The sequence below is a fragment of the Alphaproteobacteria bacterium genome (genome assembly GCA_018063245.1).
In the GTDB taxonomy this organism is placed as follows: Bacteria; Pseudomonadota; Alphaproteobacteria; order JAGPBS01; family JAGPBS01; genus JAGPBS01.
The window spans coordinates 20127-34358 of record JAGPBS010000023.1 but is presented as its reverse complement, the minus strand read 5'-3'; the positions used below and the strand labels follow the sequence as shown (position 1 = coordinate 34358).

Genomic DNA, 14232 nt, shown 5'->3' with positions numbered 1-14232 from the left:
TCCTGGGAGGCTATCCTTAATTGCTTCCCATTGGTCATCCCTTAAATCATACAACTTTCAACTCCTTTTCTTATTATTAGAAGTTCAGTATATCATAAAAAAAATTAAATGTCGACACTACCTAGATTTATGGTCGAGTCCAGGATTGTGAAATTAGCAGCACCTGTGATGCTGGAATCAAGATCTCTAAAGAACCCAAACTCCCCTGTGGTGCGATGTACGCCTGGTACCGAGAGCTCCACGGTGGTGGTCCTCGCCTCCCTACCTAAGGAAACATCAAGCCCGAACGCAGCTGTGTAGTTCGTCCACCACGGGTTAGAGGTTAATGCATCAGGGCCAAATACGTCAGTATACATGAATATGACATCCGCGATGCTCGCTGCTGTGTAACCCGCAGTGGTAATCTCATTAAATTGTGCACTATAAATCCCCGGGGCTACGCTGAATGGGTCACTCCATTGACGTCCCATCGAATCAACGACACTTGTAAAGGTCAATGCACCCAGTGCATGCCCACTTAATCCAAAGATCATCCCTGCCCATAAGGCCGGTATGATCAGTTTTTTTATAAATATATGAATCATCTTCACTCTCCTGTCGGTGGTGTTGAGAGACGTATCTCTCAACTTATGTGAGGTGATGGAAAGACCAATTCCCTCCAATACCTCATGCTTTCTTACTGCATGAAGCGTACCACTGTAAGTATTCAATAAAATCAATAAGTTAAAATTTTTTCACCCCAAAAAGGAGGAGAAGCTGTAAAAAAATTTAGCAATCCTATTGTTGTCGGTAGAGCTACGCTCTAAACTCTCCGCCTATGTACCGCTCTTTTCATCAAGGCAATCCTGAACTGACTGAAAGTATTCTGATTGTTACCCATGTCTCTGTATATTCGTTACCTATGTCTCCGGTCTGTAGACCTCCGCAGGGATGAAAAAAAACAGCCTCATACCCTCAAGGCAATTCTCTATCTTGCGAAAACTCCTGCCCTTTATCAGGAAAAAGCAAACTGCGTAAAATTTCAGCGGTGATATTAAAACTTTTCTTGACTATCACTCCAAATTAGTTATACTATTTTGGAGTGGAGGTAACATGTTAAAACGATATTTAGATCTCAAACTCCCTAAAAAACAAAGTTTGTTTCTTTGGGGCGCAAGAAAAACAGGGAAATCAACTTACTTAAAGTCTCATTATCCAGACAGTCTATGGATTGATCTGCTAAAAAATGACACATTTCTTCGTTATAACAAACAACCTCACTTATTAAGAGAAGAGATTTTATCTACACCTGATGAAATTCTTGAGGCTCCAATCATTATTGATGAAATTCAAAAAATTCCCTCTCTACTAGATGAAATTCATTGGTTAATCGAAAATGGACCAAAAAATTGTTCATTTATCTTATGCGGGTCAAGTTTAAGACGATTAAAACATGAAGGAGCTAATCTTCTCGGTGGACGCGCCTGGAGACAAGTTTTTCTCCCTCTATGCTTTCCTGAGATCAAAAAATTTGATCTGTTACGTACACTAAATCACGGGTTGCTACCCGCTCATTACCTTAACGAACACCAACCAAAACGTTTATTAGAAGGATATCTTGCAGATTATTTAATTCCTGAAGTTCAATGGGAAAGTAGAGTACGTCAATTAGGCGCATTTGGACGCTTTTTAGAGGCAATTGCATACTCAAACGGCGAGATAGTCAACTATAGCAATATTGGTCGCGAAGCAGGTGTTAGCGTTAAGACCATACAGTCTTATGTTGAGTTACTTTTAGATATGCTCGTTGGCTATCTTATATTTCCTTACGCCAAAAGCATAAGCAGGCAATTAATCACAAGCGCCCCCAAATTTTATTTTTTTGACACAGGTATTGTGAGAGCGCTAAAGAACAATTCAACATTTACAGCTCTTAAAGGACCTGATGTTGGCCATGCCGTTGAACATTATATTTTTCTTGAACTTTTAGCTTATAAAGAGCTAACTCATGCAGACTTTGATATTAAATATTGGCGCACAAAATCTGGAATCGAAGTTGATTTCATTTTAAAACAAGGTACTGTAGCCATTGAAGTTAAAACGTCACAACCTATCGAAAAAAAAGATATACGAGGATTAATTGAATTTTCAAAAGAAAATAAAACAGAAAGACGAATTATGGTCAGCTTTGAACCGCGAAAAAGAATGATGTCCACAGACAATATAACAATTGAAGTTTTTCCAATAGAAGAGTTTTTAGAAAATTTATGGGCTGGAAAAATTTGTTAACCCCGCCAAAAAGCAATTTTCTGACACGAAGAAGCTAATGCACGATTCGAGGAGTTTATGAGTTGAGCAGAGAAACGTCATTCAGAGTCGTCCCCTCAAGGGACGACGTGGAATCTCTGCTAAACATCAACGAAGACTTCACTTTTTTCTACTTCCGAGAGCCCTCTGAGTGACGCGGATTAGATTTTCGCAGCAGTCTCAATTCTCTATCTTGAGAAAACTCCTGCCCCATGTCTTCGCACATTCGTTACCTATGTCTCCGGTCCGTACACCTCCGCAGGGATGAAAAACAAGAGCAGGAATCAGAAAGCCATCCCCCCTTACGGCAATTCTCTATCCTGAGAAAACTCCTGCCCCTTGCCTGGGAAAAGCAGACTGCGCAATATCTGCCGAATTGCCATCGGCAATTCTTCAGCAATCAATCCAAAACCTAAGTAAGACCCAGCAACGCCAGAAAACCAGGTTGCCATTGCCCCTGCCATATGCGCAGGTATCTGTTTTGCCATAAACCCACCTGCAACGCCTGAGAGAACATCACCTGATCCCGCTGTTGCTAAAAAAGGCGGTGCATTATGATTGATCACAATCGGTTTGCCTTTCTGCACAATCAAACTATCGTTTCCCTTAAGCAGAATCGCTGCTTGCATTTTTTGCATGGCAAGACGAACCTTATCCATTTTTGAAAGTCCCTTATCTATCTCAGGGAACAAAGCATGGAACTCACCCTCATGAGGCGTCAATAAACATTTATCATGCAAAGTCTTCAGAAAAGAGGATCGGGCAGATTCAGTTTTAAAACAAGTCAAAGCGCCTGCATCTAACAATAATGGCTTTTTGGTCTTTAAGGCACGCATCACAAGGGAAGCTGTTTTTTGATTGCCAGAAAGCCCCGGCCCAATCACAAAAGCTGTAAATGATTTTGTTGATAGAATTTTGTCAATACTGGCAAGAGAGGAGTACTCTGTGACTAAACAACCAGGCATCGTTTCAGCATAAATATCAACTGACCCTTTTGGCGCAAGCAAAGTCACAAGCCCTGTCCCAATATAGCGCGAGGCATCAGCAGCCAGACGGGGGGCTCCTGTCATCACATCTCCACAGAACACCCCTAAATGACCATTGGTATATTTATGATCAGAGAGTTTTGGATTTGGTAAATGATCTTGCCAAAAAACAGGCTCATTTAAAATCATCTCAGAGGAATCTGGCTTTACAAGCCCAATCGGCTCTATCGTTAAATAGCCGCAATATTCTTTACCTGGCAATAAAAACTGCCCTGGTTTTGGATACTGAAATGTAATTGTATGATTTGCCTCAAGAGCAATGCCCATCACTGCTCCCGTGTCACTATTGATACCAGAAGGCATATCAATAGAAATCCGATGCGCATGATGTTGATTAGCGCGCTTAATTAATGAAGCGTAATCCTTGTCAACAGGCTTATCAAGACCAAAACCAAACAAGGCATCCAAAATGAGTTCTGCATCGTGAGGGATCTCTGACGTGATTGGCAAAATAGGCCCTGTCCAAGCATCAAAAAAATGTTGAATCTCTTTAGATTTTTTAGAGAGTTGAGCGGTATCAGCTATCACATCAACTGACCATCCATCATTTTTCAATAAAAGAGCTGTTGCAATCCCATCACCACCATTATGTCCTGGACCACAAAGCACACACATTTTTCCTGGGCGATAATGAGCCTTAATAAAGTGAAACACAACCTCTGAGGCTCTGTGCATCATATCAGTATAACTAACGCCATTTTGGTGCGTCTTTTCTTCAAGAGACCTGATTTGCGCAGCTGTCAGAATTTTCTGTAATCTATTCACTCTCAGAACTCCTTTACCAACAAACAATAAGCGTCATTGCGAGGAAGCCTCGCCGTAGCGCAGCGAAGATGGGCTGACGTGGCAATCTCTAAATTCGCAATCGAGATCGCCACGTCGCGACCAGTCGCTCCTCGCGATGACGAAAGGATAAAACCTCTTGAGTGAACAATGTATTGCTTTATAAATTGCTCTCGTTTCACTCTCAGAACTCCTTACCTTGCCTCAGTCTCTGTTGATAATTTCACAACCTCACCGGACATATCACAGTCGCGCGAGAGCAGATAAGCGATCTTCTCTTTTGCTTCAGCCGTTAAGGTAAAGGCACCCTCAGGCTCACCAGGAAAAGCCTGACCGCGTAAAGTTGAAGAGACACGGTACGGATCAAACAGGTTTGCTTTAATGCTTGTTGATCTTGCATTCTCTTTTGCATAAGAGATAACCATTGTTTCAAGAGCTGCTTTCGAGGCTTGATAAATTCCCCAATAAGCATCATCGCGATTTTCAGTTGATGTCATAAAGACAGCACGTGGATTGGTCGATCCTTGAAACAATAAATGAAGATTCTGCAATAGCCTAAAGTTAGCCCCAAAATTCACCATCATTGTTTTATCAAAATGCGCTCTGTTAAAATGAGCAACGGGTCCTAGCTCTTTCAAAAATCCTGTGCAAGAGACAAAACCATCGATCCGGCCAAACTCCTCGTAAAGCCTTGCGCCCAACAGATCAATCTGATCGCCTTTTGTCAAATCAAACGGCACATATAGAGGCGCATCTGATTCATTCAAATTTTGAGCCTCAAGCACTTGTTTTAAGGAATCTCGTAAGCGTGATAATTTCACCTCTGATTGCCCTGTCAAAATCAGCTTCATGCCTTTTTGAATCAGATAGTCAGCAAGCTCGCGACCGATAGCGCCTGTTGCCCCGGTAATCAGAACAATCGGCTTTTGAATAATCTGTTTTGGCTGAAAGGACACATCCTCTAAAGCAGTAGAGGCGGCACCATCAGGGTGAGTTGAATGAGTCATTCTAGTCCTTTGTTTATCTTTATTATTATCAGGAATTTAAAATCTATTGGCTTTGTTGATCAGCCTCATCGAAGAGATTCTCAAGATCGATGCGATCAGCATCCTTGTACCCATCTTTTGGTCTTGCAGAATCCTTTTTAGGAACCTCTGCAATTGCCTCCTTCTTGTCTGCCTCTTTAGGCTTTAACTTTGCTTGAATCTTTTCTTTCAAATCCTGTGTCTTTGAATTTGCTTTCTTCGATTCCTCAATATCTTGAGCTCTTCTTGCTTCAAGCGCATCTTGTAAAGCTTTTGACTGACTTGTCTTTTGATCCGCAGAAGCTGGAGATGGTACATAAACAACATATTGCCCTAAAAAATCACCCAACTTTTGCGATGCATTTTGGAAAATTGGCAGCAGGCGTGCATTCTTCACAAGATCAGGATATTTCTCGAGTGGCCACACAAATTCAACAATCATTAAGGCCAAAACAACGAGCACAAATCCACGCACAAAACCAAAGACAAAACCAAGAGTCCGATCAACCGCATTTAACTGAGACTTTCTCACACTCTTTGAAATGGAATTTGCGATATATGACAAAATAAACATCGAGACAATGAAGATGACAACACCACAAACAACCTGCGCCAAAACCTCATGCTTGATAAATTGCATTGCGTATGGCTTAAAATAATAAGACCCAAAAAACCCAAGAGTCAAACCACCGAGCCATCCAAGGATTGATAGAAATTCATGTATAAATCCACGCATAAAAGCAACAAGGGCTGATGCCAATATCACAACAAAAACAACTATATCTATTACATTAATTGCCGCTGTCTCCATAATCTTGGCTCCTTTGCGTTACGACATTCATCTTTTTCTTGCCATTATACCCATATTTTTGAAACATGGCAATGATGTCTTCAATTTTCTCGATCACTTCCAGCTCAAACCCTTTTGGTGCATATGACAACATCTTTGCATCTCCTTGCGAAGCTGTACGAGGAGGCATTGAGGTAATCGCTTTATGAAAACCAAGCTTATTGGCCTCTTTCACACGTAAGGCCATCTGGCTTACACTTCTAATTTCACCACTCAAACCCAGCTCACCAAAAATGACTGTATTTTCTGCAAGCGGAATGCCTGTAAAGGACGACACAAGCGCACAAGCGGCTGCCAGATCCGCAGCAGGTTCTGAAATTTTGAGCCCTCCCGCAATGTTCAGATAGATATCATTCATAGAAATATTTAGCCCACAGCGCGCCTCAAGCACAGCTAAAATCATTGATAATCTTCCGCTATCCCAGCCGATCACAGCCCTGCGCGGCGTCCCTAAAACAGATGGCGCAACTAAGGCTTGCAGTTCAACCAACACAGGACGCGTTCCTTCAATCCCTGCGAAAACAACGGTTCCACTTGCATCAGCCCTACGACCTGATAAGAAAAGCTCAGATGGATTTGGCACTTCCATGAGTCCTTTTTCTGCCATTTCAAACACGCCAATCTCATCTGTTGGTCCAAAGCGATTCTTCACTGAGCGCAAGATTCTAAAATGGTGCCCCCGCTCTCCTTCAAAATAAAGAACAGTATCAACCATGTGCTCTAACACGCGCGGTCCGGCGATATTGCCTTCTTTGGTCACATGTCCTACCATGAGCACAATAATGTTGCGCTTTTTGGCAACTTTGATCAATTCATGCGCACAAGCACGAACCTGGCTCACTGTCCCTGGCGCACTCTCAAGGGCATCCAGATACATGGTTTGAATGGAATCGATCACAACCACATCAAAAGGATTCGCTCCATGCGTTACTTCAAGCGTCTCCAAAATATTAAACATGTTTGAACTAGCCGCTAAATGAACAGGCGTATTTTCAAGACCCAATCTTTTTGCGCGCAAGCGAACTTGATCAACAGCTTCTTCGCCTGAAATATAAGCACAGCGCACATCTTTTGCAGCTAAATGGCAAACAATCTGTAAAAGCAAAGTTGATTTGCCAATACCAGGATCACCGCCAATCAACGTAATCGAGCCTTTGACAAGCCCTCCTCCGCAAACACGATCAAACTCCTGAACAGACGATGTCAGACGATTCCGCGCATCAAGACTCTCGCCTTTTAAAGGCTGAAACTCAATAACGCTTCCTTTTTTACGCTTTGCTGTTAAAGGAGAAACCGATTCATTCAGCTCTTCAGTAATGCTGTTCCACTCGCCACAGCCTTCACACTTGCCAGACCACTTTGTATGAACAGAACCACATGCCTGACAAACATAATTTTTACGCACTTTTGACAAGGCTATCCCCTTTGCAATTTAAGCTCTCAATAGTCCAGATGTAATCGGACCTTCTGCTCTGCCGTGAATAAACTGATCCACATACTCATTTCCAGATTTTTGAATCTCAGCTGGCGTGCCCGTCCAGATGATCTTACCGCCATAAATCATTGAAATCCGATCCGCAATTTTATAAGCACTCTTCATATCATGTGTAATCGATATCGCTGTTGCCCCAAGTGATTTCACGCACTTTACAATTAGATTATCAATCACATCACTCATGATTGGATCGAGGCCCGTTGTCGGTTCATCAAAGAAAATAACATCTGGATTAAAAGCAATCGCTCGTGCAAGTCCAACACGTTTTTGCATACCGCCTGACAGCTCTGCTGGCATCAGAAATGCACTCTCTGGGGCCATGCCAACCAATTGTAATTTTTCAATTGCGAGCTCTTTGGCTTGCTTTTCAGTCACAGATCCCATCTGAATCAATTGAAAAGCAACATTCTTCCATACAGGCAAACTATCAAATAAGGCTCCGCCCTGAAAAAGCATTCCAAAGCGTTCTAAAATTTTATCATGCTCTGAGGAGCCAATAATCTTGACGATGTCTTGATTATCCACGATAATTTTTCCGCGATCGGCCTGAATTAAGCCCAGCACACATTTCAGCAGAACTGATTTTCCTGTCCCTGAGCCGCCAATAATCACATGAGATTCACCCTTTTTGATCTGGAGATTCACGCCATTCAGGACTTTTTTGGGACCAAAGGATTTATACAGATCCTTGATCTCAATTTTCACATCATCATGTCCGTTTTTCTGCGTCATTCGTAATCCTTACTCTACTTACTAAAGAAGAGGCTTGTTAAGAGATAATTTGAAATCAAGATCAGCATCGATGCCACAACAACGGCATTGGTTGTTGCGCGCCCCACACCTTCTGCGCCCCTGCCCGATCTATATCCCTGATAGCATCCCATCAGCGCAATGATAAACCCAAAAACAGATGCTTTCACAAGACCAGAGACCACATCCATGGTTTCCAAATATTCAAGCGTGAGCTTCATGTAAGTTGCTGCATTGAAGTTCAAGCGATAAACACTCACCAAAAAGCCACCAAACACACCGATAATATCAGCAATAATGACCAATAATGGCAGCATCAAAATGCCCGCAATCAAGCGCGGCACAATCAAATATTTCACAGGATTCGTTGACAAAGTCGTGAGCGCATCAATCTGCTCAGTCACGCGCATTGTCCCAATCTCAGCTGCCATCGCAGCGCCAATTCGCCCCGCAACCATCAAGCCAGCGAGCACAGGTCCTAGCTCACGCGTTACGGACAAAACAACAACAGTTGCAACAGCCCCTTCTGCTGAAAAACGGGCAAATCCCGTATAGCTTTGCAATGCCAAGACCATCCCTGTGAACAAAGCCGTCAGCCCCACAACAGGCAGAGAGAAATATCCGATCTGCATAAATTGAACAAGCACCATCCGCCAATAAATCGGCGGCCTAAACATGCTATACACTCCCGAAAGAGCAAAACGAACAACCGTTCCTATGACTTCAAGAAAAGCTAAAAACGTGCGACCGATCGCACCAAGCATGTCTAAAAAACCAGAAAGCGTATAGAATTTTGGAGAAGCTTTCTCTTTATACTTTTTCACCCCACTTGTCTTTGAGGAGGTCTGCACCGTCTCTTCAGTCATACATCTAATTCCATGATTTTAAATTGTCATTATTTGATACCAATGGTGGCTTGAATATTGATCTGAGTCAAGTCTTTTTATCAACATATCGCTTTTGAAAACGATGCCCCAAATGCGTTAAGATTTCATATCCATTCGTACCAGCTTGCGCTGCCAGATCATCAATCGTTTGATGCCTACCCAAAACCTCAACCATATCACCTCGCTTGACAGAATCAAAATTGGGATGCGTTAAATCAACAACTGTCAAATCCATCGACACACGACCAACAATCGGCGCTTTATTACCAGCTATCACCAAGAACCCATGGTTTGAAAGAGACCGAAACAGACCATCTCCATATCCATAAGACACAACACCAAGGCGCATCTGCGTTTTCGCAACATATGTCCCGTTGTATCCAATCGTCTCACCTGGCTCTATTGCCTTAATCTGCATTAAAGGCGCTTCCACATAAAGCACTGGCTTCATCGGATTCTCAGCTCCTGCAATTGGGTTCCCGCCATAAAGCCCATAGCCTGGCCTGACCATATCAAAATGACAGTCCGATCCCAAAAAGACACCAGATGTATTGGCAAGTGATGTCACTCTCTTGGGTAGCTTTTCAAGCAATGCCTTAAATCTGCAAAGCTGAACATGGTTCATTTCATGGCCCTGCTCTTCTGCGCGCACAAAATGAGACAGCCATAACACAAAATCAAGAAACTCAAAATTCCCAATTTTTTCAATAAATTGAAAAGCCTCTTTAAAGTTAAAACCCAACCGATTCATCCCTGTATCGAAATGAACAGCAATGGGCATTTTCTCTTTTTGAGCCTTTGCATAATCTTGCAACATCTGAACTTCAGTCAGAGAATTTGCAACGGGAATCACGTTGAGTTCCCTCACCTGCGAGATTTGCTCAGGCAACAATCCATTCAGCACAAAGATCTGCACTGGCTCGGCAAAGGTCAGATTTTCTCGTAAAATCCGTGCTTCATCCAAATGGGCAACAAAAAAATTCCGGCACCCTTCGTCATACAAAACAGGCGCAATCTGCAATGCACCAAGACCGTAAGCATCTGCCTTAACGGCAGCCGAGACCTCAACATGAGGCGTAATCTGACTTTTGATAATACGAAAATTTTCTCGCACCGCATTCAAATCAAGAGTCAATTGTAAAGATGAAGAAACATGCATTTCATAAAGCTTTCAAGTAAGGATTCAGTCAACTCCATACTAGACAAAATTATGCATTTCTTCAAGTTTCTTATTGAGAGCTTTGCCACAGAAAGATCAAACAGTCATGCTACGACGCAATCGTCATGCTGAATTTATTTCAGCATCTACAGATCCTGAAACGAGTTCAGGATGACAATGTTTGAGAGTTCAGGGTGACTTTGACTCAAAGGCATACTCATGCCCTTACTTTCTTTATACCACGAAATGAAACTCTTTGTGGGAATTTTTTTTAAACGCTTACGTCAGCCATACCCTAAATTGTAATATTTTTTTACAATTCATCAGCTTTAAAAATTTTCAAAAACACAAACTGTTGATTTCACTATATATTTAACATGGCATCAAATCTGCTATAAACAAGAACATAAGAGAGAAATCCCTTATGTTAATCAACATCTAACAGAGAAAGGATACGATATGAATTATACATACTTAAAAAGTTTAGCTATTGTGATAATAACATCATTTGTAGCAATTAGTTATAGCTACCGAGCAGAGGCTGTTGTGATTGGTGGTTATGATTTTCATCTCATCCAAGATTTTGGCTCCTATTCTGCGCAGGAATCAGTTGCAACAAGCAATGGATGGGCGGTTGCACCAACTGCCATTATTGATCAAGCAATATTAAATGCGGGCTTATCTGGTGATCTTGAGTTTCTATCCTACTTCTATTCTGGAAACTTAGATTCATTGGATGATTGCGATGCTGAAATGTCTTGTCAATATCGATTCGGTGATGACTTTGGCCCTTATCATTGGGGTGTCGTGCTCACAGAAATTGACAATGTGCTGGTCTCCGAACGTGACAATATTGCCAATTTTTACGAAACCGTAATTAGTGGTACTTTTCCGAATGGCTTTGTCAATCACAGATATAATATGATTGCCTATACTGCAGTTACAACAACACCCGAACCTTCTTTAGCGATTTTATTCGGCAGCACTTTGATGGGACTGAGTTATCTTGCTTATCGCCGACAACAAAAATGAAAACGACATATGATTACGACAAACGAAAATCCTAGAAGATTCTTCTAGGATTTTTCGCATTTCGGAGAAGAATCATGAAATCTTGGAGTTTGCATCCGAATTTTCATGAAAAGTGGAAAAACCTATATTCTGCTGTTTATTACTTCTGCAAATCAGAAAACTTCGTAATCGCGCCATCAAAGAAGAGCGTAACCGTGCCAACGGGTCCGTGACGTTGCTTTGCAATAATCACTTCAGCCAAATTGGCAACTTTTTGACCATGATCGCGCCATCTTTCATAGCGTTCATTAAAACGTGAATCATCTTCATCAGGCTTGCGTTTTGGTTCTGCACGTTCATGGTAATATTGTTCACGATAAACAAACATCACAACGTCCGCATCTTGTTCGATCGATCCTGATTCACGCAAATCTGAAAGCTGTGGTTTTTTATCTTCCCTTGTTTCAACAGCCCTTGAAAGCTGTGATAAAGCAATAACTGGAATGTGAAGTTCTTTCGCTAACGCCTTGAGCCCACGAGATATTTCTGAAATTTCTTGCACACGATTTTCAGAGTTACGACTATCCGATCCACGCAAAAGCTGCAAATAATCGATCACAATAAAATCAAGACCATGGATACGCTTCAAGCGCCTTGCTCTTGTTCTCAGAGCTTGTACAGACAAAGCTGGCGTATCATCGATATACAAAGGCAATTGCCCCAATTCTTGGCTTGCTTCTGCAAACTTTGGAAAGTCAGTCTTTTTGATATCGCCACGGCGAATTTTATCAGATGAAATCCCTGTTTCTTCAGCCAAAATCCTTGTTGCCAATTGCTCAGCTGACATCTCAAGCGAGAAAAATCCAACGACACCGCCTTCTTTTCCTGCACTGCGCAAATAGGCTTTTGCACAGTTAAAAGCCATGTTTGTTGCCAGTGAAGTTTTACCCATCGCAGGACGACCTGCTAAAATCACCAAATCAGATGGATGCATACCGCCCAGCATCTTATCAACATCTGTCAAACCTGTTGTATATCCTGTAATGGCAGTTCCGCGGTTAAAAGCCAATTTTGCGGTTTCAAGTGCACTTAAAAGCGATACATCAAACTTCACAAAGCCTGATTGAGCTGTCCCGATAGTCGCAAGATCAAATAGCGATTTTTCAGCTTTTTCAATTTGGCTTTGGGCTGTGACATCAAGCTTATGATCATAGGCCTCATTCACCATGCCCTCGCCAATATCAACCAATTGGCGCTTTAAGTAATTTTCATGAACAATGGCTGCAAAATCAGATGGATTGACTGTACTAATCACTGAACTTGCGAGATTCACCAGATATTGAACACCGCCAACGGTCTCAAGCTCTTTGTCATTTTCAAAATAGTTTTTCAGCGTAATGGGTGATGCTGTTTGGCCTTTTTCCGTAATGCGCACAATGGCTGCATAAATCTTCTGATGTGCTGGATCAAAAAAATGATCAGCCTTTAAAAAATCAGACATCTTTTCAAGATGCCCATTTTTCACCAAAAGAGCTCCTAACAGAATTTGCTCTGCCTCAATATTCATTGGAGGCGTTCTAAAAGCAACCTCTGAACTCAAAGGCGTGACTGTATTTGGCGTTAAAACTTGAATTTGAGCGTTCATCAAAATTGACCATAAATTAAAGAAGAGATGAGCTGCAGTATATACTGAATTTCACCCAAAAGAAAATCCTTATTGAAAATTTTATATCTCAGATCATCTAAGAAAAGCGTCATTGCGAACGAGTGTAACGAGTGTGGCAATCTCATTTACTTAAAAGAGGAGATCGCCACGTCGCTGACGCTCCTCGCGATGACGGGCCTATTGTCCATATATGACGGCACTTGATTAGATCCAACAGGACGCCTCTCGGAACACAAATTATTTTCAACATTGCAATTGATTTTACAATTTTAGTTCGCTATAAACAGATCATAACAAAGTATTAATAACTTTCTTTTTAAAACTGGATGGGTGAAAAATCATGACTGACTTAATGTTAAACGGGCCTGCCGGTCGTCTTGAAGCAAAACTCAATATCAATAAATCGCCGAACGCACCTCTTGCTCTCATTCTTCATCCTCACCCTTTGTTTGGCGGCACAATGAATAATAAAGTTGTCTTCAACCTTTATAAAAGCCTTTACGAAAATGGCTTTACAACGCTTCGTTTTAATTTTCGCGGTGTTGGAAAAAGCGAAGGAACATACGATAATGGCGAGGGTGAATTACACGATGCTTCAGCAGCGCTTGACTGGTTTCAAAACACATTTGAAAAAGCCTCATCTTGCTGGATCACTGGCTTTTCTTTCGGCTCATGGATTGGCTTTCAGCTTTTGATGCGCAGACCAGAGGTTGAAAACTTCATTGCCATTTCACCGCCTGCGAGCAAATATGATTTTTCATTTCTATCCCCCTGCCCGCGTTCCGGTCTTATTGTTCAAGGAACAAATGACGAAGTGATTACGGAAAGCTCAGTCACGACCCTTGCGTATAAGCTCAGCAAGCAAAAGAACATCGAAATTGACTATAAAATCATCGCAGGCGCTTCGCACTTCTTTGAAAACCATATGGATGAGCTGAATCAAAATATTACGGATTATATTGCAAAGACGCTTCACAAAAGCTAATGGGCATGTTGAATGGTAAGCTTTTATTTCGCCTTCCTTTTTGTCATTCCCACGACCTGTCCGCCGAAGCACGTAGTGCGTAGGTGGAAGGGGGAATCCAGAAAATCTATCAAATCGTCATGGTGAGGAGCGACTTGTCGCGACGCGACCATCCAGAGATGCTTCAACATGAGCTCTCGTTGATACTCAGGACTGGATCCTCGTCAGCCTACGCCAAGGCTTGGGCCTGACAGGCGCCCTTTCGCTTTGCGGGCCTCAGGATGACGAATCAAATAGACCCATCAACGAA

General features: G+C 42.1%; 12 protein-coding genes. 3 read left to right on the top strand and 9 right to left on the bottom strand.

Annotation, left to right across the window (positions count from 1 at the left end; genetic code table 11):
• Window positions 1-104 precede the first annotated feature (104 nt).
• Window positions 105-584, bottom strand: coding sequence for a hypothetical protein (locus tag KBF71_04675; GenBank protein MBP9877612.1), 480 nt, complete (start codon window positions 582-584; stop codon window positions 105-107).
• A gap of 508 nt (window positions 585-1092) precedes the next feature.
• On the opposite strand from KBF71_04675, the gene KBF71_04670 reads away from it, so the two are divergent.
• On the top strand, window positions 1093-2268 hold the full coding sequence (locus tag KBF71_04670; protein MBP9877611.1) for an ATP-binding protein: 1176 nt from the start codon (window positions 1093-1095) through the stop codon (window positions 2266-2268).
• A 320-nt stretch (window positions 2269-2588) separates the two neighbouring features.
• On the opposite strand, the gene KBF71_04665 is transcribed toward KBF71_04670, so the two are convergent.
• From KBF71_04665 to alr, 7 genes are all read right to left on the bottom strand, one after another.
• The gene (locus KBF71_04665; protein ID MBP9877610.1) at window positions 2589-4097 is read right to left on the bottom strand and encodes an NAD(P)H-hydrate dehydratase; all 1509 of its coding nucleotides are present in this window, start codon (window positions 4095-4097) and stop codon (window positions 2589-2591) included.
• Window positions 4098-4309: 212 nt separating this feature from the next.
• Complete coding sequence (locus KBF71_04660) at window positions 4310-5122, bottom strand: SDR family NAD(P)-dependent oxidoreductase (protein MBP9877609.1); 813 nt, start codon at window positions 5120-5122, stop codon at window positions 4310-4312.
• Between the two features lie 43 nt (window positions 5123-5165).
• The gene (locus KBF71_04655; protein ID MBP9877608.1) at window positions 5166-5951 is read right to left on the bottom strand and encodes a CvpA family protein; all 786 of its coding nucleotides are present in this window, start codon (window positions 5949-5951) and stop codon (window positions 5166-5168) included.
• Window positions 5932-7404 carry a DNA repair protein RadA gene (gene radA, locus KBF71_04650; GenBank protein MBP9877607.1) on the bottom strand — a complete coding sequence of 491 codons (1473 nt, stop codon included), beginning with the start codon at window positions 7402-7404 and terminating at the stop codon, window positions 5932-5934. The genes KBF71_04655 and radA overlap by 20 nt, the downstream gene beginning before the upstream one ends.
• An 18-nt stretch (window positions 7405-7422) precedes the next feature.
• On the bottom strand, window positions 7423-8217 hold the full coding sequence (locus KBF71_04645) for an ATP-binding cassette domain-containing protein (protein ID MBP9877606.1): 795 nt from the start codon (window positions 8215-8217) through the stop codon (window positions 7423-7425).
• 14 nt (window positions 8218-8231) lie between these two features.
• Window positions 8232-8999, bottom strand: a complete 768-nt coding sequence (locus KBF71_04640; protein ID MBP9877605.1) for an ABC transporter permease — start codon at window positions 8997-8999, stop codon at window positions 8232-8234.
• Between the two features lie 169 nt (window positions 9000-9168).
• Window positions 9169-10281: an alanine racemase gene (alr, locus tag KBF71_04635; protein ID MBP9877604.1), complete on the bottom strand. Its 1113-nt coding sequence runs from the start codon at window positions 10279-10281 to the stop codon at window positions 9169-9171.
• Between the two features lie 459 nt (window positions 10282-10740).
• Between alr and KBF71_04630 the strand changes: the two genes are divergently transcribed.
• Complete coding sequence (locus KBF71_04630; GenBank protein MBP9877603.1) at window positions 10741-11313, top strand: hypothetical protein; 573 nt, start codon at window positions 10741-10743, stop codon at window positions 11311-11313.
• Window positions 11314-11452: 139 nt separating this feature from the next.
• Here the strand turns inward: KBF71_04630 and KBF71_04625 are convergent, their stop codons facing one another.
• Complete coding sequence (locus tag KBF71_04625; GenBank protein ID MBP9877602.1) at window positions 11453-12937, bottom strand: replicative DNA helicase; 1485 nt, start codon at window positions 12935-12937, stop codon at window positions 11453-11455.
• Between the two features lie 361 nt (window positions 12938-13298).
• Here KBF71_04625 and KBF71_04620 point away from each other — a divergent pair, with 361 nt between their 5' ends.
• Window positions 13299-13943 carry an alpha/beta hydrolase gene (locus tag KBF71_04620; protein ID MBP9877601.1) on the top strand — a complete coding sequence of 215 codons (645 nt, stop codon included), beginning with the start codon at window positions 13299-13301 and terminating at the stop codon, window positions 13941-13943.
• The last annotated feature ends 289 nt before the right edge of the window (window positions 13944-14232 follow it).

Bases quoted from the DNA above. Each gene is read 5' to 3' on its own strand.
- KBF71_04655 (MBP9877608.1), bottom strand. From the start codon at position 5,951: ATGGAGACAGCGGCAATTAATGTAATAGATATAGTTGTTTTTGTTGTG.
- KBF71_04675 (MBP9877612.1), bottom strand. From the start codon at position 584: ATGATTCATATATTTATAAAAAAACTGATCATACCGGCCTTATGGGCA.
- KBF71_04625 (MBP9877602.1), bottom strand. From the start codon at position 12,937: ATGAACGCTCAAATTCAAGTTTTAACGCCAAATACAGTCACGCCTTTG.
- KBF71_04620 (MBP9877601.1), top strand. From the start codon at position 13,299: ATGACTGACTTAATGTTAAACGGGCCTGCCGGTCGTCTTGAAGCAAAA.
- alr (MBP9877604.1), bottom strand. From the start codon at position 10,281: ATGCATGTTTCTTCATCTTTACAATTGACTCTTGATTTGAATGCGGTG.
- KBF71_04670 (MBP9877611.1), top strand. From the start codon at position 1,093: ATGTTAAAACGATATTTAGATCTCAAACTCCCTAAAAAACAAAGTTTG.
- KBF71_04660 (MBP9877609.1), bottom strand. From the start codon at position 5,122: ATGACTCATTCAACTCACCCTGATGGTGCCGCCTCTACTGCTTTAGAG.
- KBF71_04645 (MBP9877606.1), bottom strand. From the start codon at position 8,217: ATGACGCAGAAAAACGGACATGATGATGTGAAAATTGAGATCAAGGAT.
- KBF71_04630 (MBP9877603.1), top strand. From the start codon at position 10,741: ATGAATTATACATACTTAAAAAGTTTAGCTATTGTGATAATAACATCA.
- KBF71_04640 (MBP9877605.1), bottom strand. From the start codon at position 8,999: ATGCTTGGTGCGATCGGTCGCACGTTTTTAGCTTTTCTTGAAGTCATA.